The 24,059-nt window shown below is 46.6% G+C and carries 29 protein-coding genes; 6 read left to right on the top strand and 23 right to left on the bottom strand.

All coding sequences use genetic code 11. From position 1 onward, the window contains the following. Window positions 1–246 precede the first annotated feature (246 nt). Together FCL46_RS18805 and FCL46_RS18800 are read right to left on the bottom strand one after the other, a co-directional pair. Window positions 247–858, bottom strand: a complete 612-nt coding sequence (locus tag FCL46_RS18805) for a hypothetical protein (protein ID WP_136805668.1) — start codon at window positions 856–858, stop codon at window positions 247–249. 543 nt (window positions 859–1,401) lie between these two features. Next, window positions 1,402–1,632 carry a hypothetical protein gene (locus FCL46_RS18800; protein WP_136805667.1) on the bottom strand — a complete coding sequence of 77 codons (231 nt, stop codon included), beginning with the start codon at window positions 1,630–1,632 and terminating at the stop codon, window positions 1,402–1,404. Window positions 1,633–2,038: 406 nt separating this feature from the next. Between FCL46_RS18800 and FCL46_RS28495 the strand changes: the two genes are divergently transcribed. From FCL46_RS28495 to FCL46_RS28910, 3 genes are all read left to right on the top strand, one after another. After that, window positions 2,039–2,161, top strand: a complete 123-nt coding sequence (locus tag FCL46_RS28495; RefSeq protein ID WP_267313640.1) for a hypothetical protein — start codon at window positions 2,039–2,041, stop codon at window positions 2,159–2,161. Between the two features lie 320 nt (window positions 2,162–2,481). Further along, window positions 2,482–3,189: a PEP-CTERM sorting domain-containing protein gene (locus tag FCL46_RS18795; protein ID WP_136805666.1), complete on the top strand. Its 708-nt coding sequence runs from the start codon at window positions 2,482–2,484 to the stop codon at window positions 3,187–3,189. 125 nt (window positions 3,190–3,314) lie between these two features. Then, window positions 3,315–3,455, top strand: coding sequence for a PEP-CTERM sorting domain-containing protein (locus FCL46_RS28910; protein WP_136805665.1), 141 nt, complete (start codon window positions 3,315–3,317; stop codon window positions 3,453–3,455). A gap of 314 nt (window positions 3,456–3,769) precedes the next feature. Here FCL46_RS28910 and FCL46_RS18785 read toward each other — a convergent pair whose 3' ends face one another. The 19 genes from FCL46_RS18785 to FCL46_RS28595 form a co-directional block, all read right to left on the bottom strand. Further along, the gene (locus FCL46_RS18785) at window positions 3,770–4,159 is read right to left on the bottom strand and encodes a EutP/PduV family microcompartment system protein (RefSeq protein WP_217909468.1); all 390 of its coding nucleotides are present in this window, start codon (window positions 4,157–4,159) and stop codon (window positions 3,770–3,772) included. 64 nt (window positions 4,160–4,223) lie between these two features. After that, window positions 4,224–4,583 (bottom strand): BMC domain-containing protein, encoded by a 360-nt coding sequence (locus FCL46_RS18780; RefSeq protein WP_136805663.1) that lies wholly within the window; start codon window positions 4,581–4,583, stop codon window positions 4,224–4,226. Window positions 4,584–4,702: 119 nt separating this feature from the next. Next, window positions 4,703–5,254, bottom strand: coding sequence for a BMC domain-containing protein (locus FCL46_RS18775; RefSeq protein ID WP_136805662.1), 552 nt, complete (start codon window positions 5,252–5,254; stop codon window positions 4,703–4,705). 16 nt (window positions 5,255–5,270) lie between these two features. Further along, window positions 5,271–6,596 (bottom strand): 4Fe-4S dicluster domain-containing protein, encoded by a 1,326-nt coding sequence (locus FCL46_RS18770; RefSeq protein ID WP_136805661.1) that lies wholly within the window; start codon window positions 6,594–6,596, stop codon window positions 5,271–5,273. 46 nt (window positions 6,597–6,642) lie between these two features. Beyond that, window positions 6,643–7,752, bottom strand: a complete 1,110-nt coding sequence (locus FCL46_RS18765) for a 1-propanol dehydrogenase PduQ (RefSeq protein WP_136805660.1) — start codon at window positions 7,750–7,752, stop codon at window positions 6,643–6,645. 108 nt (window positions 7,753–7,860) lie between these two features. Beyond that, the gene (gene eutM / locus FCL46_RS18760) at window positions 7,861–8,142 is read right to left on the bottom strand and encodes an ethanolamine utilization microcompartment protein EutM (RefSeq protein ID WP_136805659.1); all 282 of its coding nucleotides are present in this window, start codon (window positions 8,140–8,142) and stop codon (window positions 7,861–7,863) included. Window positions 8,143–8,201: 59 nt separating this feature from the next. Next, on the bottom strand, window positions 8,202–8,588 hold the full coding sequence (locus FCL46_RS18755) for a hypothetical protein (protein WP_136805658.1): 387 nt from the start codon (window positions 8,586–8,588) through the stop codon (window positions 8,202–8,204). A gap of 3 nt (window positions 8,589–8,591) precedes the next feature. After that, window positions 8,592–9,170: a BMC domain-containing protein gene (locus tag FCL46_RS18750; protein WP_217909467.1), complete on the bottom strand. Its 579-nt coding sequence runs from the start codon at window positions 9,168–9,170 to the stop codon at window positions 8,592–8,594. Then, window positions 9,154–9,417, bottom strand: coding sequence for a EutN/CcmL family microcompartment protein (locus FCL46_RS18745; protein WP_136805657.1), 264 nt, complete (start codon window positions 9,415–9,417; stop codon window positions 9,154–9,156). The genes FCL46_RS18750 and FCL46_RS18745 overlap by 17 nt, the downstream gene beginning before the upstream one ends. 13 nt (window positions 9,418–9,430) lie before the next feature. Next, window positions 9,431–10,024: a hypothetical protein gene (locus tag FCL46_RS18740; protein ID WP_217909466.1), complete on the bottom strand. Its 594-nt coding sequence runs from the start codon at window positions 10,022–10,024 to the stop codon at window positions 9,431–9,433. Window positions 10,025–10,034: 10 nt separating this feature from the next. After that, entirely contained in the window at window positions 10,035–10,856 is an 822-nt protein-coding gene (eutJ, locus tag FCL46_RS18735) for an ethanolamine utilization protein EutJ (protein ID WP_136805655.1), read from the bottom strand. A gap of 21 nt (window positions 10,857–10,877) precedes the next feature. After that, window positions 10,878–11,546, bottom strand: coding sequence for a phosphate propanoyltransferase (locus tag FCL46_RS18730; protein ID WP_136805654.1), 669 nt, complete (start codon window positions 11,544–11,546; stop codon window positions 10,878–10,880). Between the two features lie 144 nt (window positions 11,547–11,690). Continuing rightward, entirely contained in the window at window positions 11,691–11,975 is a 285-nt protein-coding gene (gene eutM, locus FCL46_RS18725) for an ethanolamine utilization microcompartment protein EutM (RefSeq protein WP_136805653.1), read from the bottom strand. A gap of 187 nt (window positions 11,976–12,162) precedes the next feature. Further along, a complete protein-coding gene (locus tag FCL46_RS18720) occupies window positions 12,163–13,602 on the bottom strand; it encodes an acetaldehyde dehydrogenase (acetylating) (RefSeq protein ID WP_136805652.1) in 1,440 nt (479 codons plus the stop codon). Between the two features lie 160 nt (window positions 13,603–13,762). Continuing rightward, window positions 13,763–14,425 (bottom strand): BMC domain-containing protein, encoded by a 663-nt coding sequence (locus FCL46_RS28620; RefSeq protein WP_338032035.1) that lies wholly within the window; start codon window positions 14,423–14,425, stop codon window positions 13,763–13,765. Between the two features lie 12 nt (window positions 14,426–14,437). Further along, window positions 14,438–15,376 carry a choline TMA-lyase-activating enzyme gene (cutD, locus tag FCL46_RS18710; RefSeq protein ID WP_136805651.1) on the bottom strand — a complete coding sequence of 313 codons (939 nt, stop codon included), beginning with the start codon at window positions 15,374–15,376 and terminating at the stop codon, window positions 14,438–14,440. Window positions 15,377–15,424: 48 nt separating this feature from the next. After that, window positions 15,425–17,965: a choline trimethylamine-lyase gene (cutC, locus tag FCL46_RS18705; protein WP_136806070.1), complete on the bottom strand. Its 2,541-nt coding sequence runs from the start codon at window positions 17,963–17,965 to the stop codon at window positions 15,425–15,427. Between the two features lie 33 nt (window positions 17,966–17,998). Then, a complete protein-coding gene (locus FCL46_RS18700) occupies window positions 17,999–19,519 on the bottom strand; it encodes an aldehyde dehydrogenase family protein (protein WP_136805650.1) in 1,521 nt (506 codons plus the stop codon). A gap of 77 nt (window positions 19,520–19,596) precedes the next feature. Then, window positions 19,597–20,211, bottom strand: coding sequence for a BMC domain-containing protein (locus FCL46_RS28595; RefSeq protein WP_136805649.1), 615 nt, complete (start codon window positions 20,209–20,211; stop codon window positions 19,597–19,599). Window positions 20,212–20,962: 751 nt separating this feature from the next. On the opposite strand from FCL46_RS28595, the gene FCL46_RS18690 reads away from it, so the two are divergent. From FCL46_RS18690 to FCL46_RS18680, 3 genes are all read left to right on the top strand, one after another. After that, entirely contained in the window at window positions 20,963–22,048 is a 1,086-nt protein-coding gene (locus tag FCL46_RS18690) for a hypothetical protein (protein ID WP_136805648.1), read from the top strand. A 1-nt stretch (window position 22,049) separates the two neighbouring features. Beyond that, entirely contained in the window at window positions 22,050–22,316 is a 267-nt protein-coding gene (locus FCL46_RS18685) for a hypothetical protein (RefSeq protein WP_136805647.1), read from the top strand. 208 nt (window positions 22,317–22,524) lie between these two features. After that, entirely contained in the window at window positions 22,525–23,376 is an 852-nt protein-coding gene (locus FCL46_RS18680; RefSeq protein WP_136805646.1) for a choline utilization transcriptional activator, read from the top strand. 156 nt (window positions 23,377–23,532) lie between these two features. On the opposite strand, the gene FCL46_RS18675 is transcribed toward FCL46_RS18680, so the two are convergent. Continuing rightward, the gene (locus tag FCL46_RS18675; protein ID WP_153307104.1) at window positions 23,533–23,691 is read right to left on the bottom strand and encodes a hypothetical protein; all 159 of its coding nucleotides are present in this window, start codon (window positions 23,689–23,691) and stop codon (window positions 23,533–23,535) included. Window positions 23,692–23,805: 114 nt separating this feature from the next. Beyond that, window positions 23,806–24,015, bottom strand: coding sequence for a hypothetical protein (locus FCL46_RS18670; protein WP_136810867.1), 210 nt, complete (start codon window positions 24,013–24,015; stop codon window positions 23,806–23,808). Window positions 24,016–24,059 lie beyond the last annotated feature (44 nt).

The following is a 24,059-nucleotide window of genomic DNA, read 5'->3' as shown; positions in this document are numbered from 1 at the left end:
TTTGGAATGCTCTTTTTATAGATAAAAGCGACCTCTTAGGAAAGTGGCAGCAACTTTGTTACCTAAAATACCGCACGAATTTTTCTCACTATTACCTGATACTTTCTTGCCTTAGATTTCTCTTTTTGATACGCACAAGGGCCTTTTAAGCTTCAAAAACACCAGTTTTCTAGTAATAAAGTCATGAAATGTGGTGTGTTGGCGCGGTCCGACCCTAATGTTTTAGCGGGGCGAAGTTGCGATCTGTTAGGTCGAAAGTAATCTCCAAAGTCCTCCCAAGATAGCTACCAAAGCTAAAATGTACGGGAACAGGTAACTTGAATTTGGCTTTTTTATCATGCAGTCAACTGTGATTCTCGTAGTTAGAACCCACCCTTTAAAATTATTTAGTAGCAGACGTGGTGTTTCCTTGTGAGCTGAAGTAGGGGTGCCAAATACTATTCTTCCGTTAGGATCACGATTTACGGTTAGATAGTACCTGCATTGTATAGTCACGCAGTTTTTCCACCAAGCAAGTCCACTCACTCGGTAGCCTTCTTCATCATCTTGTATAGGACTTTGACCAATACATTGATTCATGAAGTTTGTTAGGTACTGTTTGCCTGTAATATTATGAAATTCTTCTCTAAATGATTTTGAGAAGTCACCATTATGAGCCAGCCAATATCGATAGATGAACCAAAAGAGGACCAGCCATCCAATTAAAGCCAAAACTCCTGGAATAGAGAATGTGGCATTAATGAACTGTAGTCGAATACTCGGTTCGGCTATACTTCCTCCAGCATAACAGTATGCACTTAAGGCAATAGAAGTAACTATTAGATTGCGACGTTCAGGGTTAGAGTCTTGATATGCCATATTTTGTTTTGATGATTAAGTTTATGCTGAGTATGCCTTCATACAGAGGTGTTAAGTTTAAGTGATTAGAATATAATCTTGTGCGACTACGGCAAGGCCACAAAGTGTTTAAATATAGTATTTGGGGTTGGACCATGTCAAGTTATTTGAATTACGGTTGATTTGTATCGAAAAGTGGTTGTTTTAGTCCTCGGAGTGCTATTTTTATGGGTAAAAATCGAAAGCGTTAAGCTTCTGTGTTTCCAGTTACCTATGAGGTAAATTCTCGCATATTGCCGGCCTATATTTCAGTTGAATAGTGAAAGCGGCAATACTGAAGAAGTTACTTGGAGGAAAATTACCTGTAATGTTGGAAGGATACAAGTATAGGTAGATGTCAATCCCAAGCTTAATGCTTTCTAAAAATCGACTTCTAAGGAAAGTGGCAGCACCTTTGTTACCTAAAATGCGGCACGGATTTCTCACCATCATCTGATAGCTTCTTGCCTTAGGTTACTCTTTTTGATACCCAAAAGGGCCTTTTAAGCTTCAAAACACCTGTTACTAAAAAATAAAGTCATAAAATTTAATGTGTTGGCGTTGTCCGACTCCAATAGAAGGTGGTTTGTTGAGGAAGTTGAGAACATCTTCCTCAGAAACCGAAGCCAAATCTCTCTCGTTAAAGTGATTGTGGAATTTACCCAGGACATACTCGACGCACCGTTGGGTATTAAGTTGTGAATTTGCCTTGTGATACTGCAGGTGATAAGAAATAGCCTGACTGACTTTCATCATTGCACCTCCTCTGGTTGATTAAAATCCAGTTCTTTGAGGATTATATGATGATGTTTGGTCAACAGTGTTCAGGAGACATCTTCATCCTGAATCACCTTGAACAAGGCTCCTGTGATTTGCACGATAGTGTTGTGTAATCTTTCGTGTTACCTAACACGCAGCATGCCTGTATCATATCATTGTTTCACGCAGTCTATTAGGTGTAACATCGTAATATACTCTAAAACACAAAACTGAACGTATGAGGTGAATAATGCCTAATTTTCGCTACATAACAAGTTCAATCTTTACACTAGTAATACTAGCCATGTCAGGCTGTATGGTTCCAACTTATAATAGCAACAGTCATCTAGCTGATATATCCTCTACCGAGGACGCACGCTCATAAATTAAGCCAGGAATGAGCATGAGCGAAGTACTTTCAAAATTGGGTGAACGTGGTAGGCGAAAAATTTCAAAAACAGTCGGCATAAAATTTGAAAATGATCGTGTTTCCCAAGTTGATTATTCAGAGTATCAAAAAAATTAAATAATAGGTGGTCCTGTTAATCCGGCGTTTGTTATCTGTTTTGATTCATTTGGTGTTGTTTTTGCACGCCGGGTTTACTGGCCTTCCCGCGGATCTGCAATTGGCACCACTGGGCGCTTGACAGATTACAAATGGAACGTGATCACTGACGACCAATAGTGTTGTGGTTTCGGGCATGGTGCCCGACAACTTTGAAACTAACAAAGGCGAGTAATCTGAACCCGAACTCTAGCTGTGTGCCAGTTTGGGCGAACAGGAAGAAACCTTTCAGGGGGGTGCTCATTTTCTAGCTATTATCCAACAGAAAGTGGAGGGAACCAATGAAAAATCGGTATTGGGCAGGTTTGGCATTATTGGGTTTGTTAACTTTGAGCGGTCAAGCACACGCTGATTTGGTGGTTTCAGGTATGGGTACGATAGCGGGGATTGACGGTAATTATAAATTGATTCACGACACCGATCTGGATATCACTTGGTTGGATTATACCTCTCCCGAGGATTTAAATAGATGGGATAATCATATGACTTGGGCGGCAAATCTTGTCGTCACGGTTAACGGCGTGACATATGACAACTGGCGCCTGCCCTCAACGGTGGATGATTCCGAAACCTTGTTTGAACAAATCCAAATCACTTATGACGGCTCGGCTTCATTTGGATATAACAACCCTGACACATCAGAATTAAGCCATCTATTTTACACCGAGCTTGGTAATAATGGGTATTTCACCACCGACGCAAAGTTGGAACTTGATCCTTATGGACTGAACAACACAGGACCTTTTGATAATTTAGTTTCGGCTACTTACTGGTCCAGTACACTTGATCAGTTTCACTATAATGAAGCTTGGGTCTTCAACATGGACTTAGGTCTTCAGGGTGTTGCAGACTACTACCTCAGCAACCCTAGAGGCTTGGCAATCTTTACTGGGCATATTCAGACTCAGCCTCTACCAGAGCCTGCCAGTCTACTTGTTTTTGGCATCGGCTTGGCCGGGTTTATTGGATTGAAGCGTCGGAAGAATTAAGCAAAAGCAGCAATCAAAGTTTAGATGGCTCCCCTGAAAACGGATTGGCATTTTTTGTTGAGTTTAATGTATGAAATGAAGTTAAAACAAAAAAGCAGAGTCAAGGATGCTCTGCTTTTAACTCTATGGCTGGAGGTGCTTTCCTTAACGATAGCATTACCGCCGATTTGAACCAACCAGTTCAAGAGCCAGCCACACTGCTTTTGTTTGGCACGGGCTTAGCTGGTCTTGCTGGCTTCAGGCTCAAACGCAGAAAGAAATGGTAATTCTGCATTTCGTAGTTTGAAGGCAAGGTCGGAATTGGCTATGTCTTTTAGTTTTTCCCGTGGCTCAAGAAGATTTCAAAAACAACCAAAAAAGTTGCTCCATTTCCGGACAGTCTAGGCGTTGATACTACTATCTAATCATGTATTGAGGTTGGCAGGGTAAATGAAGCATGAAAAGAGCTTACTCCCGCATAGTTCAGAGAGCGGTAGTGAGGTTGACGAGGATTGCTGGATGCGAAAACTTGAGAAGTGAAGATGTCTATCTGATCCGTAATTTAAGCACAATTCATAGTATAATCGTGGGAATGAAAATTCTACTGAAGCATCTGACGAAGGTTAACAAGTCCTTCTCCCAATATGCTGCTTGTGAGGTAGAACTCTTTAACCCCGGCATTTTGCAAAAAGAGTTGAGCGCGTTCTATGTTGGCTTCTGGATGGTCAATCTTGGAAACAATACCGATGACTTTGCGGTTGAACATTGAGGCGAATAGGGGAGGGAGTAGACTGCTTTTACGACTTGCATCCTGAACAAAGGCAATAATGTCGCAGTCGGCAGAAGATGTGATGAGTGCGTGGTAAAAACGTCTGTTCTCTATAAACTCTCCGGGAGTGTTGATATACTGCCCAAAGTATTCTACTGCCATCGCTCGACGGGATGTGTATTCCTTCCCGGAAAGCTCACGAATCAAAGAGCTTTTTCCCACGAGGGCTTCCCCTATAAACATCATTTTCTTCATAGTGGCATTGCTCGCTTGAGATACTATTCGCTTAAGAGCGGGTCATTTCCGCAATGGAATAGTGCAGTACATCATTAAAATAATTGAGCACTTCACTGACTGCTGCTTCAACGCTGGCAACATCACCTACGAGAAGTAACGAACCACCAAAACGATCAAGAAAGCCGATCTCAACCGATGCTGATTTCGTAGCTACATCGGCAGCGATGATCACGCCTTCATATGGGGTGATAGTCAAGATACCTATGGCACCAGCGGTTTCGTCATCCAATCCCAGCTTTAGGTAAATTGATCGATGCGGATTCGCGATAACATGCGCGAGGGTCACCTGCTTACCCGGCACATATTCTTGAATAATGCGCTGTTTTTGATCTGTGTTGTTTTCGGACATAGCTTTTCTCATGAAAAAGCTGCATGCGCGGGGTGGGGCCGCGCACATAGCTAAATGGTTAGCTTTCCATCCTGAAAAGAAGAGTTAGATGGAAGACACTGTTTTCGGACCGGAACTGGTTACAGTAAATGCGCCTTAAGTTCTTCGCTAGGCGATGGTATAACTACATGGCTGTGGACCGGACCGGCATCACCGACACCGGCAACACCAGCATCAACAGCAGCCTGCACAGAACCGACATCTCCTGTCATAGTAACAAAGGCCTTGCCGCCAAGTCCTGCCGCCATCCGTATCTCGACGAGCTGAACGTCAGCTGCTTTAGCTGCTGCGTCGGCTGCAAGAATACAGGAAGCTGTGGTGCAGGTTTCGATAACACCAAGAGAATCAATCTTTGGTAGTATCGAGGTTCCGCTTAAGGCCGGGAACACATCCATATGCACACTTGCGATGGTGAACCAGTCAACCGCCATATCTGCAGCGATCTCACGACCCACTTCTACTGAACTTTGTACAGATCCGGTGTCTCCGCAAACAACAACAATATATCTTCCCGGGCAGGTCGGGCGAGCCACTACCAGCTCTACACTTGCTGCCTTGACCATTTCATCTGCGACACGCATCCCGAGGGCAACGCTATTGAGTTCGACGCAACCGATAGTTCGTAAATCCATAATTATATCTCCAGTATCAAGACTTGATGGTTACTTTGCCATCAGCAATTGATTCTATAACGCCGTCAATACTGGCGTGTACTCTTGCACCCATAGCGCCTTCAGGGATTTCTCCAATCAAGTCGCCGGTAACAACCGTATCGCCAACCGAAACTACACATGTGGCGGGTGCCCCGATATGCTGGCTCAGTGGCAGAATTACTTTGGTGGCGGTCATTTCGCCGCCGTAACCTGCATGCGCTTCGTATTTTCCAAGGTTCAGGCGCTGAATAAGTCGGCTGGTGGGAACTGCACGAATTTTCCTGAACGGATTGGTTGTAAGTTCTTTTCCTGAACTTTCCCAGCTGATCTTTTCGCTCATCAGTACCTTCTTGATTTGCGCATTGACCTCTCTGGGAGAAACCTGCATTGGACAGGCGAATTTCTCACAGATTCCACATTCTGAACAGAGGAGTGCTTCCCGTGCGATATTGCTGTCGAGTACCTGAGAATCCAGAACCCGCATCAGTTTATGTGGATGCAGTGAGTGGCCCAGAAGGTTTCGTGGGCAAAGATCTGTACACCGGCTGCACTGGCAACAAACCGTGTTGGTAATGCGGCGAAGTCTCTCGGGGTTCATGATCTTACCTGCAACGACTGTATGCTCAGGTGGCAGCACTATAAGACCACTGGTGGTTTTGGTAATCGGCTGGTTGATATCCGGAAGTACGCGACCCATCATAGGGCCACCATCTACAACTTTGTAGTCAGCAATGGTGGGGCCGCCTGCAAAAGCAAGAACATCGGAAACCAGAGTGCCAACCGGGGCTTTTACCACCATGGGGTTCTTTATATCACCAGTAACAGTCAGGTAGCGGTGGGTTACCGGGGTGCCTTCCATTGCCTGGGCGATATTGAAAAGAGACTCAACATTACTGACCACACTCCCGACCTGAAGCGGAATCCCGCGCTCGGGAACAGTCTTACCCAGCACTTCGTGAACAAGCACCTGTTCATCACCTGCCGGATAAAAATCTTTCAGTTCAAATGCTTCGAGACGACCGGTGGCGTCTTTGGCTACAGCTGCTTTAACAGTGGCCAGAGCTTTACTGTGTTTGCCCTTAAGGCAGATAATGCCCTTGCTTGCTCCGGTACAGTCCATGACTATATGCAGGCCGCGGATAACCGTATCTATTTCGGCTTCCATAAGATACGGATCACTCATCAGGAGCGGCTCACAGGAGGCCCCATTGACCAGAACGGTATCTACGGTGGCGCTTGCTTTCACGTGTGTGGGTAACCCTGCACCGCCAGCACCGACAACACCGGTTTCGCGAATTTTTTCTATTACTTGTTCTCTCATTACTTCCTCTTTCCTGATCGAAAAACGCACCAATTTGTCTGATAATTTACCAGGCTTCTTTTAAGAGTTTGAGAATATCACTATGGGAAGGCCTTCGTGGATTGCCTCCTGTGCAGATATCTTCAAGCACGTTGCGGGCAATCACATCAGCGTGGTTGGTGAAGGCATCTTCTTCAATCTTCAGGGAGCCAATTCTGGTGGGAATACCCATAGATTCGTTCATGTCGAATATGGCCTGGATGAGACTTGCGCTTCCTTCTTCAACTGTAGCTGCAGGAAGAGAGAGCATCTGGGCGATTTCCTGATAACGAAGCCCTACGTCAAAGCTGTTGAAGCGAATGACATACGGCAGGATCACGGCATTGGCAAGTCCATGAGGCACGTGGAAAATTCCGCCAAGACTGTGAGCGATTGAATGGGTGATTCCAAGTCCGCTGTTATTAAAGGCCATACCCGCCATGCAGGAGCCAAGAAGCATGTTCTCTCTGGCTTCCATGTCATCGCCGTTGCGATAAGCCCGTAACAGGTAATCGAACACGTAGCGGATAGCGTACTTTGCATAGATAGAGGTGAATGCGTTGGCCTGCCTTGAGGTGTAGGCCTCGATAGCATGCGTTAAAACATCCATGCCTGTTGCTGCAGTAATGGCTGGCGGAAGTGAACGGGTAAAGCGGGCATCAAGAATAGCCATATCCGGAATCAACAACTCATCACGGAGTGGAATCTTGATTTCCTTGACCTTGTCAGTCACCACGGAAATATCTGTTACTTCAGATCCTGTGCCGCTGGTGGTGGGGATGGCGACCAGTGTCGGTTTGAGAACATCATCAGAGGCCTTATGCGCAAAGTATATCATGGCTTTCGCCGCATCAATTGGTGACCCGCCGCCCAGGGCAATCACGAGGTCAGCCTTGTTTTGCAGCAGCAATCGTGTACCATTGGTAACAGTATCCAGGGAAGGATCTGATTCCACATCGGCAAAGACAATGTTGGGGATATTGTTACGGTCAAGATGGCTTTTCACTCGATCGACAAACCCGGTTTTAACCATAAAATGGTCGGTAACTATTAAAGCCTGCCGGGCGGTCAGCTGCTCAAGAGAGTCCATAGCATCCTCGCCGTAGCAGATTTTTGTTTTGCCGTAAAACTGTGTCACCTGATTCTCCAATACGTCTAATATCTAAAAGTACTACTGTTATTGCGTAAATAAAAAAGACGGGGCACAGACCCAAAAGGGGGAAACGATCTGCACCCCTAAGGACTCTTACTTATTGATCTGCTTCGGCAAAATAACTTCCACTTCGCTGTGAGGGCGTGGAATTACATGAACACTTCTCAGTTCGCCAACACGATCAGCAGCGGCTGCGCCTGCATCGGTAGCAGCTTTAACTGCACCAACATCACCACGAACCATAACGGTCACAAGACCACCACCAACCTGCTCACGACCAACGAGTTCCACATTGGCAGCTTTAACCATTGCATCAGCTGCTTCAATTGCGCCAACCAGACCTTTAGTTTCGATCATTCCAAGTGCATTCATCATATTATCTCCATGTTGTATGTATGCTGAGGGTTTTGAAAAATGAGTTTTTCAAATGTCCTTTATAGTGTTTCTTTCAGGGCCTTGACGATTTTGCAGCTGATATCTTTCAGTTGCTGATGATCTTCAATGCCAAACTCTTCTTTTACCATCGCGGCTACGCCAAAGAACAATCGTTCTATGTCAGCGTCATCGCTACTTTGTGTACTCTTTGTATCAGGAGTGTCATTCGTCATTTCCACGCCATCCGCACAGAGTCGTGCTGGGCAGGAAGCGGCACCGCAACTTGCGAATTCAGGTACAGTATCGCGAATGATCGCTATTTTTCTCTTGCTCAGTTCGTCTTTGGCACCCGGAGTCAGGATCATGGTTGTATCAACGAAGATTCTGGAATTGGCCTCACAGATGTAGGACTTCAGGGTGCTTACTTCTACAAGTTTCTTTTTCATGGTTTATCTCAATCCTTTAATGAGCGATGCTACTACCGTGGCGTCGGGTCTGGGAATGACAACCGCGTCCACCAGATTTTTACCGAGAATAGATTCGGCAGTCTGTGCAGCTTCTTCTACAGAGGCAACATCGCCGCCAATTACGAAATATGATTTTCCATTGATGCCCTGTCCGGCAACAAGACGTAGGAGCTGAATGTCAGAACCTTTAACTGTGCTATCGGCTGCAACAACTCCGGATGAGACATTGCGACATTCGATAACGCCCAGTGCTCCGCCTTTGTGGGTCACGATGTCTCTCTGTAACACTGCCATCAGCTGCGAAGAGACATTGGAAATAACAAAACTGCCAACCAGTGAGCGGCCTGAATCCTGCGCAAATTGCACAGAAGTAGCCACAGCTGCGCGGTCACCTGCTACAAAAATGAGGTACCTGCCGGAGCATATGGTAGAAGCCCGGACAAGTTCGACATCCGCCTCTTTCACCATCGCATCCGCCAGCCAGACACCGCCCGCAATACCTTTTGCTTCTACAATTCCCAGGGTATCCATGAGAGACATACCTTTAGCTTTCGCTGCCATCAATGATACCGACAATTGCAGCATCAACCGGAGAGTTCTGATTTCTCATAGCCATACGTGCAGAACTGCCTGTAACCACAAGAACAGGTTCGCCCATGCCTGCACCTACGCAGTCAACCGCAACGAAGGTTTCATGCTCTTCGTCAGTGTTCAGGTCTGTTCGTCGAACAATCATCAGTTTCAGACCATTCAGAGTTTCCTCTTTCCTGGTTGCCCAGACATTGCCAACAACTTTGCAGATAATCATACGATCTCAATCCTTAGAGAGATTTCTGAATGGTAATTTTCAGATTTTTGGCGGTTTCAGCCGCCAGAGGGGTTATCTGCGCTGCGACAGGAACCTGCAGAAGAGATGCTCCCTGTTGCTGTGCTTCATTGACCACCTTTTCGGTTACAAGAGTCTGCCACAAGCGGATGTAATCAGGTCTTTTCGGCTGAAACGGTTTAAGGCCGAAACCCGCTAAGGTGGTCAGGTACGATTCGTATAAGGTAAACAACGGGCCGGGTGCAGTTTCGCTGTACTCTGTATATTCAAACTCAAGAGTTTCAATTTCAGTTCCCTTAAGCAGCAAATTCAACACTTCTGTCATATATGGTCCGTGAGCACGTCCGGCTGCAAGATCAGCCATATCTGTGCAGGTGAGGTAGGGCAATATATACCTGCAAATTGTTGTGTTCGGGATCTTCTCGCCGAAATAGCAGATCTCGATCTCATCTCCCAAACAGTCATGCAGGCTATTGGCGAGAATGTCGTTTTTTTCCGCTAAAACCATAATGCAGTCCTTGGTACTTCCAGCTTGCATTTGCTTAAGGACTTCCTGGGTAATGGTTCGAACTAATTCATTTACATCCATAGAGAGACTCTTATGCATGACAATTCAGGGCTATGCCCAACGGAGTAACAAGAAACGGGTTAGCCGGCTTATAGACAGGTTTGCCGATCTCTTTTTCCATCACCAGTTCCATATCCTTTAGGCAGCAGGTGCCGCCTACCAGATGGATTGCAGAAATATCATATCCTGCTATGTGCTTTTTGACGATTGAGGCCATTTTCTGGACAACAGGGCGAACAATCGGCAGGATATCGTCATGGCGTTCAGTCTGTTTTTTTAACTCTTCAGCCTCGATAAAGCTGATACGCTGATTACCTGCCAGAACAAGAGAAAGATGGGTGCCGCCGGTTGCTTCATCGGCAACGTAGACCACCTTGCCATTTTCAATAATTGAAAGACCGGTGGTGCCGCCGCCGATATCAACAATGACGCCGTTTTCAAGACCAAGCACTGCGTTGGCTGCGGTCGGCTCATCAAGAGTGCCGGTGACTTCGAGCCCTGTGCCTTCAACCACATAGCTATGGGTGAGGCAGTCTTTTGCATTGGTTCCGGGAGGAACAGCAATGGCTGCATGAGTCAGTTTGCGACCCAGACGATCTTGTAACTGGTTGACCAGCTTGCGGACAATTTGTGTGGCTCCCATGTAATCAACGACCAGACCGTCTTTTATTACCTGGGCAAATTCCATTGCACAGGCAACAGGTTCTTTCTCGCTGTTTAAAACCACCACAACGATATATGCGGTTCCGAGGTCAACACCTACATAGAGTTTCTCATCGTGGCGCACCGATATGGTCGTCTCGATGCAGCTCTCAAGGGCGCGAATTTTTTGGTCAATAGCTGTAAAGTCCACAACTGGCTCCATGTAATCGTGTTAGCAACCGTGAATTCTACCGGAAACTGTTTTGTCCCAGCCTGCACTGTTGCCCTCGTCCGGATCTATGTGCATTGCGAGTTTGAAGCTCTCGTGAACGCGGACAAGTACATCTCTAAGGGTTAAGGGGCGATCGCTGTCAAAGTGGACACTCACCTTATCCTTGTCGGACACACCAAATTTTTTAGCGTCTTCAGGAGACATGTGAATATGACGGGAGGCAATGATTACGCCTTCTTCAAGTCCTACGATGCCGGTCTGAGATGCCAGAACAATCCCTGGAGTTCCTGCTGTATCACCTGACTGCCGAACTGGAGCATCAATACCGAGAATCCGCGCATCAGTTTTGGAAATTTCAATCTGCGAGCTGCTGCGGGCAGGGCCCAGTACGGCGACGTTGTCCATAACACCTTTCGGACCGATAAGGCGAACGCGCTCTTTACAGAGATACTGACCCGGTTGCGACAGTTCACGCACATGCGTCAGAGGACCGCCGAACAAAGCGAGACAATCTTCTTCACTCAGATGCGCATGTCGTGCGGAAAGTTCAACAGGGATAGCTTCGCAGCTGGAATTACCAGCAGAGAGTTCCTGCTTTTTGTCACCCAATTGGTCAATGACGTTTTTGAGCACTTCTTCCAGAATGTCGTTAATGGCTTTTTCGTTCATGTTTGCTTCGATCTCAGGTCTAAAAAAACAAAATATTCTAAAGCGTTTTGCTTGTTACAGGGGTGCGATTCGCATAGTGAAGCGGAGCCAGATAAATAGTGCCGAGGGAGAGGTGGGGTTCCCCCGGCACTATACCTGCTTCACTTATCCTTCAGTGCGTGGAAGGATGATTTCAACTTCGCTGTGAGGACGTGGAATCACGTGAACACTTACGAGTTCGCCAACATTCTTGGCAGCTGCAGCACCTGCATCGGTAGCAGCTTTAACAGCACCAACATCGCCGCGAACCATAACGGTCACAAGACCGCCACCAACCTGAGATTTACCAACGAGAGTTACGTTGGCTGCTTTAACCATGGCATCAGCTGCTTCAATTGCTCCAACGAGGCCTTTTGTTTCGATCATTCCGAGTGCGTTTGCAGAGGACATGGGATTCTCCTTAAAATTTTGTGTAACTCTTTTGAATTGTGCTTATCGAGCGGTCAAAAATTAGCTATTTCAGACAAGATCGAGGCGCGTATGTAATTTTTACCCCAGGCATATACATGATATCCCGAGGATAAAAATTACGTACGCAACGCTGAGATTGGGTGAAATGGCAATTTTTGATAGGTGGCTAAGCCATCTTTTTTAACTGCTCAACAATCATCGCTGTAATAGCGTTAATATCCAGCTCTTCGGACTTCTGTTGCGCAGGAGCTGCCTGACAGATCGTATTGCCGAGATCATATGCAACTCTTCTGACGTTCATCAGGTTGAGCGGAGTGACATTGTCGGAAGTGGAGCTTCCGCCAATTGTGCCGCAACCAAGAGTGAATGCAGGGAAAAGGGATGTTGAAATACCCACAGCACCATGAGTGGAAGGGGTATTAACCAGCATTCTGGATACCTGCTTTTTCATGCCGAATTCGCGAATGACTTCTTCATTCTGCGAATGGATAGCCAGAGAGTGACCGACACCACCATTCTTCAGCAATGCATGGCAAATATCGCAAGCTTCCTGCCAGTCTTCGACAACATAGAAGCCGAGAAGGGCGGTGAGCTTTTCTTTAGAGAAAGGATATTGAGGGCCTACACCTTTTTCATCTGAAACCAACAGGCGAACATTGCCAGGGATAGTGATGCCTGCAAGCTTTGCTATATACGCTGCATCACGACCAACAATATCCGGGTTCATGCTGCCGTTAGAACGTTCCATGACCCGCTTAACTTTCTCAAGTTCTTCGCCTTGCAGGAAGTAACCGCCATGAGCGATCACGGTTGCTTTAACCTTATCCGCAATGACGGATTCAGTGACGATGGCCTGTTCTGAAGCACAAACTGTTCCGTTATCGAAGGTCTTACTTGCGAAAATTTTGGTGATCGCATCTTCAATGTTGGCGCTTCTTTCGATATAGGCAGGCACATTACCGGCACCAACTCCAAGAGCAGGAGTTCCGGAACTGTAGGCAGCTTTCACCATTCCCGGACCGCCGGTCGCAAGAATAAGGTCTGCAACCTTCATCAGTTCAGTACTACCCTGAAGAGTAGGGACGGCCATGACGTTGACCATATCTGCGGGAGCACCACATTCGTGCAGGGTTTTACGTATCATGGCAACAGTTTCGCCAATGCACTTTTTAGCACTTGGGTGCGGAGTGAAGACGATGGCGTTACCTGATTTCAGCGCGATGATAGACTTGTAAATAGTTGTGGAGGTGGGGTTGGTGGAAGGAATGATCCCTGCAATAACGCCCATGGACACCGCAATTTCAGTGATCTTCTTCTCTTTGTCATCGCTCAGGACACCGATGGTTTTCATGTCCTTAATCGCTTCATACAGTTTTTCACTGGCAAGAACGTTCTTTGCTTTCTTATCCTGTACGATACCGAAACCGGTCTCTTCAACTGCAAGTCTTGCAAGAGATTCAGCCTGTTCCATAGCTGCGTCAGCAATCGCTTTTACAATGCAGTCAACCTGCTCCTGATCGTATTGAGCGAATTCAGCATGTGCAGTTTTAGCTGTACGAACCAGAGAGCGGGCTTCCTGTATTGATAATAAATCCTTGTCTATCATGTGATGGTTCCTCTATTTTTTTGTTGCTATCCAAGGAGCCATTCGGATAATGCCCTTTTTTCCTAATATCTTCGTTATTTGCTGAAAATTAATGCTCGCAATATTATGTATATAGCTCCGCTTAATTTTCAGCAAATGCCTCGATCTGAGAAAAAAATGCCTATAATCCGGAAGGCTCCAAGATAGCTTCAATCAGTTTCTTCTTGGTTGCGGTCTTGATCTCTGCACTGGTAAGTGAAATTTCACTGAGTCCAAGAGCAATCTGTCGCAATTTGCTGACTGTTAATTTCTTTAATTCTACAACTCTATACTGTTTCTCAGTCGGTCCGGTTTCTGTAGTTGGTATGTCTTCGACAACTGGTCCCGGGTCCTGTTTGCCAGCAGTCAGAACTTCTTTGACTGCTGGAGCCGTGATAGACTCTTCCTGAACTTCGATAGTTGTGGTGTCTTTCTCAGTGTGTTGTGCTTCTGGTTCCACAGAAGCTTCGACCTCACCCTCAATGACCGGACGAGTTGCGGGTTCGGCCGAAGGTCCTTCTGTCGCGATTATATGTGAGATTTCATCGTATGGTCGTGCAATGACATGGTGTGAGATAAGCGCTGCTCTATCAATGCGTTCAACAGCAGTGATACCTGCATCAACCGCCGCATTCACTGCCGATACTTCACCGCCAACCGTGATTGTTACCAGCCCGGCACCAATGAGATTTTTCTCAATCAGTTGTACATCAGCGGCTTTTACCATGGCGTCTGCTGCCTCAATGGCTGCCAGCAGTCCTTGTGTTTCAATGAATCCAAGTGCCATCATAGTGTTAAATCCCATGTGAATTTCGGATTAGTGGCGAACCACTGAAACCGGGAAATTGTACTTTTTGATGAAGCTTTCAATACGCTCAAGGTCAGCATCGCTCAGTTTAGGATCTCCCTCGATAGGATACTTCCAGTCAAGCTGGTTGTATTTGTTGACGCCCATCTTGTGGTAGGGGAGAAGATCCACTCCTTTAAAGTTCTTCAAATCCTGATATGGCTTTAAAAATTCGATAAGCTGAAGAATCTCCTGCTCACCGTCATTGCATCCCTTTAAAAGCGGCATCCTGATTTTTACGTTGTAGCGGTTTTCAAGAAGCCACTGCAGATTGGTAAGAATCATTTCATTGCGCACGCCGGTGAGTTCCTGATGACGTTCGGAATTCATATGCTTTACATCAAAGAGGAAAAGGTCGGTAAACTCAGCGACCTTTTCAATCACTTTTGCGCGCGCATAGCCACAGGTCTCTATGGCAGTGTTGATACCCCGTTGCTTACATACCTGAAGCAGGTTTGTAGCGGCTTCGGGCTGCATAAGGGCTTCGCCACCACCAAGGGTGACGCCACCACCGGATGTGTCGTAGAAGAGTGAATCTTCTTCGACAATATCTACGAGTTCGGAGATGGTTTTCGTCTCTCCGACAATCGCCAGTGCAGATTCAGGACACGCTCTTTCACATGCACGACAGCCAACACATTCAATATTCCTGTCAACCTTGTGTTTCCCGTCGCTTGAGATGGTGTGGATTCCCGCAGGACAAACCGGTACACAGGCACCGCAGTCAACACACTGGTTCTGTTTAAACATTACCTGTGATTGTCGGTGTTGACTTTCGGGGTTTGAGCACCACTTACAACGCAATGGACACCCTTGAAAGAACACGAGGGTTCGTATACCTGGTCCATCATACATATTGTATTTCTGTATGTTGAAAATCCGTGCTTTTCTTTCAATTATGGTGCCCATAATGCTCTAGCCTCTACCTTACCTATCTCTGGTCTCGACAATATGTGTTTAGATCTCGTGCAGCGTGGTGCGGCTGATGATCTCATCCTGAACATCCTTGCAAAGCTCAACAAAGAATGCACTGTAGCCTGCAACGCGAACAACGAGATCGCGGTACTTTTCTGGATGTCTTTGAGCATCGAGCAGCGTCTCGTTATCAAGGTAGTTGAACTGCATCTCACCATTACCCATCATGCTGGCAGTACGGATCAGGGTGATGATGCCGGCTTCACCTTCAGCAGTATCTAAAAGGCCGGACATAAGCTTGAAGTTGTGAACCATACCGATGTTCATGCTGTCGGTTGGCATCTTCGATACAGACTTGATTATGGCTGTCGGTCCCTTGTAATCAGCACCCTGGGTTGGGCTGATACCGTCGGAGAGCGGCATCCACGCATCACGGCCGTTGGCCGAAGCACCGAGGAGCTGACCGAAAGGGGTGTTGTTTGAGATAGAGAGTGTGCCGTGGCTCAAAACCGAATAGAGAGTTTTGAACTTGCGGTGCTCACGCTCGGTGAAGTTTACGAGGTCATTAACAATGAGGTCGGCGTAATCGTCGTCATTGCCGTATTTTGGTGCGGCAAGACAATCGGCTTTTATCTGCTCGTAACCCTTAAACTCTGCCTTCAACGCTTCGTTGAGCTGGGCAAGCGTGTATTTCTTATCGTCGTAGACAAGTTTTTTGATTGCAGCCATGGAGTCAGCATGGGTAGCCAGGCCACTCCATACAACGCCGGGACCAAAGTTGTACATTGCGCCGCCTGCGGAAACATCGCGACCGGACTCCATACATCCTTCATACATCATGGACATAAGTGGTTTAGGAGCCAGTTCTCTATGCACACGCTGAGAAATAACTGTACCTACGCTGGACCACTTGGTGACGTATTTAATCAGCTCTTTGACTGCCGCATCAAATTTCTCATAGGTGTCGAAGGACTCCAGCGGACCCATATCAGGGCAAACCTGCTTGCCGTACCAGAGAGGCACTCCGTTATTGAGTACCATTTCAATGCAGATCGGCCACTGGGTATAGGCGGTGGAGGTCCACTGATAAAGGCGACCTGATTTCTGTGGCTCTACACAACCCATGAGGCAGTAGTCACGGGAGTCTTCGATAGAGCATCCCTTAGCCAACATCATCTTGATATGGGCGTCATCGAAGTGAATGGCAGGGAAGCCCATGCCAGCGCGAATAACTTCTACAATTTTCTTCAGATATTTCTGAGGAGACTTGTTGTGAACTCGAGCTGATGGAGACGGCTGGTATACCTTGACGTGACGAATGGCGTCCATGAGAAGGTAGGTGAGATCGTTGGTGGCATCTACGCCGTCACGGGTGACACCGCCGAGGCACATATTGACGAATGGCTGGTAACCGGCGAAGAATTTCGATGCACCTTCACTGGTGAGCCACATCATCTCAGACATCTTAACGAGCATACAACCGGCCAGATCAAAGGCCTCGTACTCATTCATGCGGCCTGCTTTCATGTCTGCCTCAAAAAGAGGATACATGTACTGATCTACACGGCCGATGGACATGCCGGTCTGGTTCTCCTCAACAATAAGGAGGGATTCAACGGTCCAGACAGCCTGGATCGCTTCCCAGAAGGTCTCGGGTTTGTGAGCGGGAACACGGGCGTTGATAGCCGAGATCTTTTCGAGCTCAGCTTTACGCTTAGGATCGGTCTCTTTTGCAGCCAGTTCACACGCATAATCAGAAAGACGCTTGGCGTAGATCATCACGCCTTCAGCAGTGTCGATGAGAGACTTGTAGAAGTAGATCTTGTCCATGTCATCGGGGTTTTCGTAATCCAGTTCGGCAAGATGCTCTTCGGCTTCTTTGACTATGTCGAGCATGCCTTTTTTCATCAGGATAACGTCGTAGCCGGGGTTGGAGTCGCCACCGCCGTTTGTCGCGTGGTAGGAGCAATCAGTGACATACGACTCACCGGAAAGTTCCCACATACCTGCTTCACGGTACTGCTGTTCACAATACTCGTCTACAGACTGTCCTTCCCAGAAAGGGAACAACTCTTCGCGCATGATCTTTTTATCTTCTTCTGAAATATAGAAGGGATCCTGAGCACGGGTAGCGATTGTGTCAAGTTCGTCTCTAACCCATCGCCAGGCGATATCGGGCGAGAAAGCACCAGCGCGTGGAGCGCCGCATGGAGAACCGACGATGAGCTCATTATCCTGAATTACCAGCGGTGCAGTCTCGCAGCAATACTTAAAGCACTTACCGCGAAGCACTGCTTTGGGCAGGCCCGGGTTTTCTTTGGCAATCTTGGTGATGGCACGTGCACGATGGATGGTCACAGCAGGAACATGCGTTAAGAATTTCTCTTTGAGCTTTACGTGGCGCTCGGTCGGACCATCTGGCATATGGCTTGTCTCTGCTGCGACTGGTGCGCTTGCTTTAACAGGCTTTTTGAATACCTCAGCAGAAACGCCTTCGAAGATTTTCTTCAAAGAGGCTCGCTCTTCGGCAGTCAGGTTCTTTGTAGCTTCTGCAAGCTTATTTGAAAAATCGCTAAGATCCACTGTGCTTCCTCCATGTATAGAGATACTTTTCATCTATCGATCTGCAGGGTCAGATAAGGCTTTTATCGCCTCATTCAGGATGTTTTGTATTACCTGCGCTTTGCTCGAATCAATACCGTGTGTGTTTGTGTTGTCTTTGTGGTGTGAGTTTTCCTGGTTCACAACAGTCTCTTCAGGCCGTTCCAACTGTTCCAGCCTATCCATGTTCCTGACCCCGTAACCAATTTTTCTTCTGTAAATCAGGTTCATGGGAGAGACGTTGTCGGAAGTGATTCCACGTCCGGCAGAGCCGCTGCCAAGGGTCATTGAAGGGAAGAGATTTGTGGTTGCTCCAATACCGCCAAAAGAAGCGGGAGTATTTACCAGAAGCCTGCCCACAGGCTTTTTTAAAGCAAATTGCTCAATCACAGCTTCGTCAGTTGAATGGATCACCATGGTGTGTGAATTCCGTTCATGAAGCAGCAATTCGATACATTTTTCACAGGCGTGCAGCCAGTCTGTCTCTACGTAAAGCGCAAGAACCGGAGCGAGGAGTTCTCTGGAATATGGGTCATCCTCAGAGACATATTTCCGTTCTGCAACCAGTACGCGTGTACCAGCGGGGATTGTAATCCCTGCTCTTTTGGCAAGTACTTCGGCGGATTGTCCGACCAGTCCTTTTCGCCGCTTACCACTCGGGCAGAAAAAGAGCGCAGCAAGCTTGTGAGACTCGTCGTCAGACAGGAAATAGGCTGTATTTTCCTGTAATGTGCGTTTGACATCGCCTGCTATGCAGGAATCCACAACAATAGACTGTTCAGCTGAGGGAGCGATACCATTGTCAAAGGTTTTACTGGCAATGATATCTTTAACTGCCTGCTCTATGTTGGCTGTACGTTCAATGAATGCAGGTCCGTTACCTGTTCCCCCGTAGATAACCGGCTTACCTGAACCTTGCGCGCTACCAAGCATTCCCGGTACGCCTGTCACCAGAATCAGTGAAGCAGCCGGATGGTTCATCAGCTCTCGGGTACCGCTTTTCGTCGCAGGGGAAAGGTATGCAAGACATCCTTCCGGTAATCCGTTTGCCTCGGCGGTTTCGATCATTACATCTAAAACTTTACCAATGGATTTAACGGCGCCGGGGTGAGGAGAAAAAAGAATGGCGTTGCCTGATTTGATAGCAAGAAGGGTCTTATAGATGGTGGTAGAAACCGGGCTGGTCACCGGGCAAAGAGCAACGATAACGCCAACAGGAACGCCGATGTCCCTGGTCTGTGCATCTCGGTCTTCTTCGATAACACCAACGCAGCGCATGGATCGAAGTTGGTTCAGCACATGGGTACAGACAAATTGATTCTTGGTACATTTGTCCTGCCACTTGCCGCTATCGGTTTCCTCGTGAGAAATGAAGGCAAGATCCTGAATATGCTTTTTGACAGCAATTGCAACATTCTCAACTATTTTATCCAGTTGCTCCTGGGAAAATGTCGCTAGCTTCTTTTGCGCTAAAAAAGCATTTTCAGCCAGGATTCTGGCATGCTGTATAGAGAGCAGGTCATTGTCGACTATCATTGCTTCCCCTTTTTACCCTGTTCCTGATCCGTGTGTTTGGTTACCTGAAGGTTCACAACCGCCAAAAAAAATGCCAATTATGCCAGCAGTGTTTCGATGTCGTAAACTCTGGTAATCTTCTTCAAATCGGGATGGGGGGTCGGGATAACGAGTGAGCAGTGCACTTCAGCGCCCATTTGTTCAACAGCTGTCACGCCTGCTTCAACAGCAGCCTGGCATGCTGAAACATCGCCCTCGACGAGAACCGATATATATCCGGACGCAACGTTTTCGTAGCCAATGAGTTGAACGCCTGCAGATTTGACCATTGCATCAGCAGCTTCAAGAACATAGACAATGCCGAAGGTTTCGATAAAGCCCATTGCTTTAGGTCTGGCAGTGTTATTATCGTCTTCGCTATCTTCTACTGCGTGTACAGAGACGACATCACCAACCGCGCGAATAGGGCGGGGCATAACGTTATGGGCAGTTACTTTACCAATTCGGGAGGCGGCTGCGGTGCCAGCCTCAACAGCTGCCTTAACAGCACCGACATCACCTTTAACCATAACGGCAACGAGGGTAGAGCCAACGTTTTCATACGAGATCAACTGTACATCGGCAGTTTTCAACATACTGTCTGCGCCACTAATGGCCGGAACCATTCCAAGAGTTTCGATAAGGCCGAGTGCCTCTTCGCCGTGATATCTCAATGTGCTCTCCAACTCTGTGTTACATTAGTAATTAGGATTGTCTTCTGTCAGTTAGTGCAGGAAGGGGATACTACTTCCTCACACCGGATTGCACTTTACCCTCTCCCCTTAGGGGGAAAGTCAATATACTTTTTAAAATTTGTGTTTTTGTTTTGTAATGTGTCGAAATTGCAATATTTACTCATGAAACATGGTTTCATATTTGCAATGTAATGGCAAAATCACCTCTAAACGTATTGCAAAAGGATGTCTTTCATCGTAAATGCACAATTCTCGCTTCATAAAGTTGCTAGTAATTGAGTTGCATTACTGGATGAATGATGCTGGAAGGGATATGTGTCGATATTTACTAAGTGTCAGATATGTATGGTTTATGTTTAAGTGTTGTTGTTTGGGTATATAGATAACTTCTCTTGTTTACGACACTTTTAGGCAAGGGGCTATGGTTTGATAAAGTTATGAGCAGGGTATGTTGGTCTGGTTATTTTTTTATACCAGTTTGCATGTTGCCTAATGCTCAGATATTACGGGATTAAATATTGAAGTCTTCTTGTATGTTATTGAACTTTCCTCCAATGACGTCAAAAATGACATTGACCTTCCCCCTAAGGGTAAGGAGTACAATCCACCTCGACCTTCCCCTTAAGGGTAAGGGGTTTGGTTACAGGAGTGGAGAGTGTTTCTGCAGATCAGCAAGGCACTTTGTACGTGAGTTATTTCAAATCATCTTTAAACGTGTGAGGAGACGACAATGGGCCGAGCAACAGTTATGGTTAACCCGGCAGCCGTCGCTGCAAAAAGGAAACTGGCTTCCAGCTTCCGTCGTAAGGGCATTATGGTTGCCCTATTTTCAGGCCTGGCATATGGCTTTTACACAGCATTTATGACGCTTGGCATGTCCAAGGGCGTATGGGTTGAGTGGTATGGTGAAAATTCCGGCCTCTCAAGTTTTGCGGTGCTGTATCTGCTTGGTGCTCTCGGTGCTGCTACCACTGATAGTTGTAGTGCTATATGGGCAATGAGTATTGCCACAGTTCGCGGACGCTTTGGCGATTTCCTCCGCTGTATAAAGACTAAACCCGGCATGGTTATGGTTTGTGCGGCTATTATTGGTGGTCCACTGGCCAGCACCGCGTATGTAGTCGGCCTGCAGATGGCTGGCTCCCTTGTGGTACCTATCGCAGCACTTTGTCCTGCCATCGGTGCGATCCTTGGTAGAGTCTGGTTCAAACAGGAACTGAATCCCCGTATGTTACTGGGTATTGCTATCTGCTTTCTCGCAAGTTTCATGATCGGTAGTACAGGTCTTGGTGACAATGTTCCTGACAACCTGCTCTTAGGGCTGTTCTTTGGTTTTATTGCTGCTCTTGCCTGGGGTATTGAAGGTTGCGTTTGCGGCTATGGTACTTCCATGATCGATCCTGAAATCGGTATCACCATCCGCCAGGTCACCGCAGGTATCTCCAACCTCTTCATTCTTGTACCTGTCTTTGCCATTATCGCAAAAGTTGATGCTGTGGGTATGGTTATTCAGTCTTTCACTGACCCGTCAATAATCTGGTTCGCTCTTGCCGGCCTGAGCGCTTACGCCGCATTTATGTACTGGTATAAAGGCAACGCAATGTGCGGTGCAGCCCTTGGTATGTCTTGTAACGGTACATTCTCCTTCTGGGGACCATTCGTCTGCTGGATTGTTCTGGGAGTTGTATTTGGTTTCGAAGGTTGGAATATGCCGGCTATCGCCTGGGCAGCAGCTGTTGTAATGGTCATCGGTATCTTTATTATTGCAATGAATCCGATGGAACTGTTTAAAAAGACAAATGAGGAGGTAGCATAATATGATCCCTCTTAACTACGCTATTTTGAAACTGTTCACCAAGATTGATGAAGGTTGTGCAGATACGGTTATGGAAACGTTGAAAGATCAGTACGGCAGCTTTAACGCCTTTAAAAAAGACGCAATTATTAATGCGTTGATGACCGCAGAAGCTAACGGTCTGCTCGAAGAGACCCGTTTTGATCTGGACCTGAACAATGAGTTGAGAGTGTACTACCGTGCGCATGAAGAAGGTGCGGCAACCATCAATCAGTATATCAAAGATTGACGGGAGTACTACTCACGGCTATAAAGGGGGGCTGTCTCTATTGAGACCGTCCCTCTTTCGGGGACATAGCATGTTGAGTGCTCATTCTAAGTCGAATCAGTAGACCACGTATTGATGAGGACCGGATGAGCATAGCTTAATGGTATCAGCTTCCGCGTTTTAGGTGAGGCGGGAGAATAGCAAGGATATGGCAGGGGAGGATAAAACGATGAAGAAAAAGAACCAGTATTTCATCGGAGACATGAGCCGCATTTGCAATCTGTCCAAGAAAGCATTGCGTTATTATGATCAAATCAACCTTATCCCTTCACACAGGGATGACTGCAATAATTACCGGTTTTATACTGACGAAGCTGTTTTGGCTGTCCCGGTAATTAAGTATTACAAACAGATGGGCTTTACCCTTGAAGAGATGAAAGAATTCATCGAAGGGAATAACGCCAATGTTTTCCGGTCTATTCAACATTCCTTTCAGGATAAAATTAAAGAGCTGGGAAAAGATCAGGAAGAGATACGTCGAAAATATGTTTCAGTAAAAGACTGGTATGAACTGATCATGGAAGCAGAAACCGTGATAGATAATGACATTCGTGAAGTGTCTGTCAAGTTTGTTGAACCAGCCAATATCCTCTTTCAAAACCAGGTTTTTGATAATGATATTAAGTCCTCGATTATAAACCTTGAATTCACCAGACATGTTGAGAAACTCAATAATGAGATCACAGGTCCTGTCATTATTAACTATTCCTCATCAAAAGATCGTATCAACAATATAGAACAAAATGTCAGAATATTGCAGAGAACCATTATGCCATGTCCTGATGAGAATCAGTATGAGTTTGGCGGACAGTTAATGGCATCCTGCTACCACATCGGTTCTCATGACAACATTCATGAAACATATGTAAAGATCGAGCGCTGGGCTCGAGATAACAGATATGTTCTTGGTGAAGAGTCATTTGAACGCTACGTCACTGACTACTGGACGACTAGCAACACCTCAAAATTTGTTACAGAAATTTTGATAAAAGCATCCCGACCTGACTTAACCATTCCATAAGGTTGATAACCACATTGGAAGTGCTGGTTAATTTGTAGAGACTTCGGGCATAGGAGGCTTACGCCCGAAGTCACAGTCATTCATACATATCAATGTAGTATCTTCTTTCCATGAAGCAGCGCCTGATAGTAATCAGGTACTGGAGCCAATACCGCATCAACTGACTTTTATATACTCGTCTTTTGAGATTCCACATGATGGGCAGTCTTCAAAGTCAATATTGGCGACAGTCAGGCCACAGACAGTACATACAAAATAGTCCTTAGCTGCACTTCCTTTAAGTGTGTCAAGGTTGACTAGAGCCTCTGTATACATTGCGGCGTGTCCTGCCTCAGCTTCCATTGCGAAGGTAAAGGACGAGAGAGCTGCATCGTTCTCTTCATCTAAAGCCGCTGTTCAACGACAATTATAACTCCGGGTTGACGACAATTATAATTCCGGACTCATCTCGCTTTTAACACTTTGTTTTAACGGTAAAATATCACTTTTCTTCTTGCTAAAACAAATTTCCATAAGTAACATTTCAATACTCATCCGGAGGATAGGGCAACGCTGAGGAGCGACCTGAGCGCCGAGATGAATGCCGTAAGGATGGAGACCGAGCGTTACTGCTCGGTCTTTGTTTTTTTCTCCATCCATATGGCCTCAATGCGTTAAACCTCGGGGGTTTGGGGGCAGAGCCC

Origin of the sequence: Desulfosediminicola flagellatus, assembly GCF_005116655.2 — a bacterium.
In the GTDB taxonomy this organism is placed as follows: domain Bacteria; phylum Desulfobacterota; class Desulfobulbia; order Desulfobulbales; family Desulfocapsaceae; genus Desulfopila; species Desulfopila flagellata.
The sequence above is the reverse complement of the archived record's forward strand: the minus strand, read 5'-3'. Positions and strand labels throughout refer to the sequence as shown.

What these genes read in the sequence shown, in the direction of transcription:
- FCL46_RS18720 (WP_136805652.1), bottom strand. Translation starts at nt 13,602, where the DNA reads ATGATAGACAAGGATTTATTATCAATACAGGAAGCCCGCTCTCTGGTT.
- FCL46_RS18800 (WP_136805667.1), bottom strand. Translation starts at nt 1,632, where the DNA reads ATGATGAAAGTCAGTCAGGCTATTTCTTATCACCTGCAGTATCACAAG.
- FCL46_RS18730 (WP_136805654.1), bottom strand. Translation starts at nt 11,546, where the DNA reads ATGAACGAAAAAGCCATTAACGACATTCTGGAAGAAGTGCTCAAAAAC.
- FCL46_RS28910 (WP_136805665.1), top strand. Translation starts at nt 3,315, where the DNA reads ATGGCTGGAGGTGCTTTCCTTAACGATAGCATTACCGCCGATTTGAAC.
- FCL46_RS28620 (WP_338032035.1), bottom strand. Translation starts at nt 14,425, where the DNA reads ATGGGATTTAACACTATGATGGCACTTGGATTCATTGAAACACAAGGA.
- FCL46_RS18775 (WP_136805662.1), bottom strand. Translation starts at nt 5,254, where the DNA reads ATGGATTTACGAACTATCGGTTGCGTCGAACTCAATAGCGTTGCCCTC.
- FCL46_RS18755 (WP_136805658.1), bottom strand. Translation starts at nt 8,588, where the DNA reads ATGAAAAAGAAACTTGTAGAAGTAAGCACCCTGAAGTCCTACATCTGT.
- cutD (WP_136805651.1), bottom strand. Translation starts at nt 15,376, where the DNA reads ATGGGCACCATAATTGAAAGAAAAGCACGGATTTTCAACATACAGAAA.
- eutM (WP_136805659.1), bottom strand. Translation starts at nt 8,142, where the DNA reads ATGATGAATGCACTTGGAATGATCGAAACTAAAGGTCTGGTTGGCGCA.
- FCL46_RS18670 (WP_136810867.1), bottom strand. Translation starts at nt 24,015, where the DNA reads ATGGATGGAGAAAAAAACAAAGACCGAGCAGTAACGCTCGGTCTCCAT.
- FCL46_RS18770 (WP_136805661.1), bottom strand. Translation starts at nt 6,596, where the DNA reads ATGAGAGAACAAGTAATAGAAAAAATTCGCGAAACCGGTGTTGTCGGT.
- FCL46_RS18795 (WP_136805666.1), top strand. Translation starts at nt 2,482, where the DNA reads ATGAAAAATCGGTATTGGGCAGGTTTGGCATTATTGGGTTTGTTAACT.
- eutM (WP_136805653.1), bottom strand. Translation starts at nt 11,975, where the DNA reads ATGTCCTCTGCAAACGCACTCGGAATGATCGAAACAAAAGGCCTCGTT.
- FCL46_RS18700 (WP_136805650.1), bottom strand. Translation starts at nt 19,519, where the DNA reads ATGATAGTCGACAATGACCTGCTCTCTATACAGCATGCCAGAATCCTG.
- FCL46_RS28495 (WP_267313640.1), top strand. Translation starts at nt 2,039, where the DNA reads ATGAGCGAAGTACTTTCAAAATTGGGTGAACGTGGTAGGCGAAAAATT.
- FCL46_RS18750 (WP_217909467.1), bottom strand. Translation starts at nt 9,170, where the DNA reads ATGGCAGCGAAAGCTAAAGGTATGTCTCTCATGGATACCCTGGGAATT.
- FCL46_RS18805 (WP_136805668.1), bottom strand. Translation starts at nt 858, where the DNA reads ATGGCATATCAAGACTCTAACCCTGAACGTCGCAATCTAATAGTTACT.
- FCL46_RS18745 (WP_136805657.1), bottom strand. Translation starts at nt 9,417, where the DNA reads ATGATTATCTGCAAAGTTGTTGGCAATGTCTGGGCAACCAGGAAAGAG.
- FCL46_RS18675 (WP_153307104.1), bottom strand. Translation starts at nt 23,691, where the DNA reads ATGTATACAGAGGCTCTAGTCAACCTTGACACACTTAAAGGAAGTGCA.
- FCL46_RS18685 (WP_136805647.1), top strand. Translation starts at nt 22,050, where the DNA reads ATGATCCCTCTTAACTACGCTATTTTGAAACTGTTCACCAAGATTGAT.
- FCL46_RS18780 (WP_136805663.1), bottom strand. Translation starts at nt 4,583, where the DNA reads ATGTCCGAAAACAACACAGATCAAAAACAGCGCATTATTCAAGAATAT.
- FCL46_RS18680 (WP_136805646.1), top strand. Translation starts at nt 22,525, where the DNA reads ATGAAGAAAAAGAACCAGTATTTCATCGGAGACATGAGCCGCATTTGC.
- FCL46_RS18740 (WP_217909466.1), bottom strand. Translation starts at nt 10,024, where the DNA reads ATGGATGTAAATGAATTAGTTCGAACCATTACCCAGGAAGTCCTTAAG.
- FCL46_RS18690 (WP_136805648.1), top strand. Translation starts at nt 20,963, where the DNA reads ATGGGCCGAGCAACAGTTATGGTTAACCCGGCAGCCGTCGCTGCAAAA.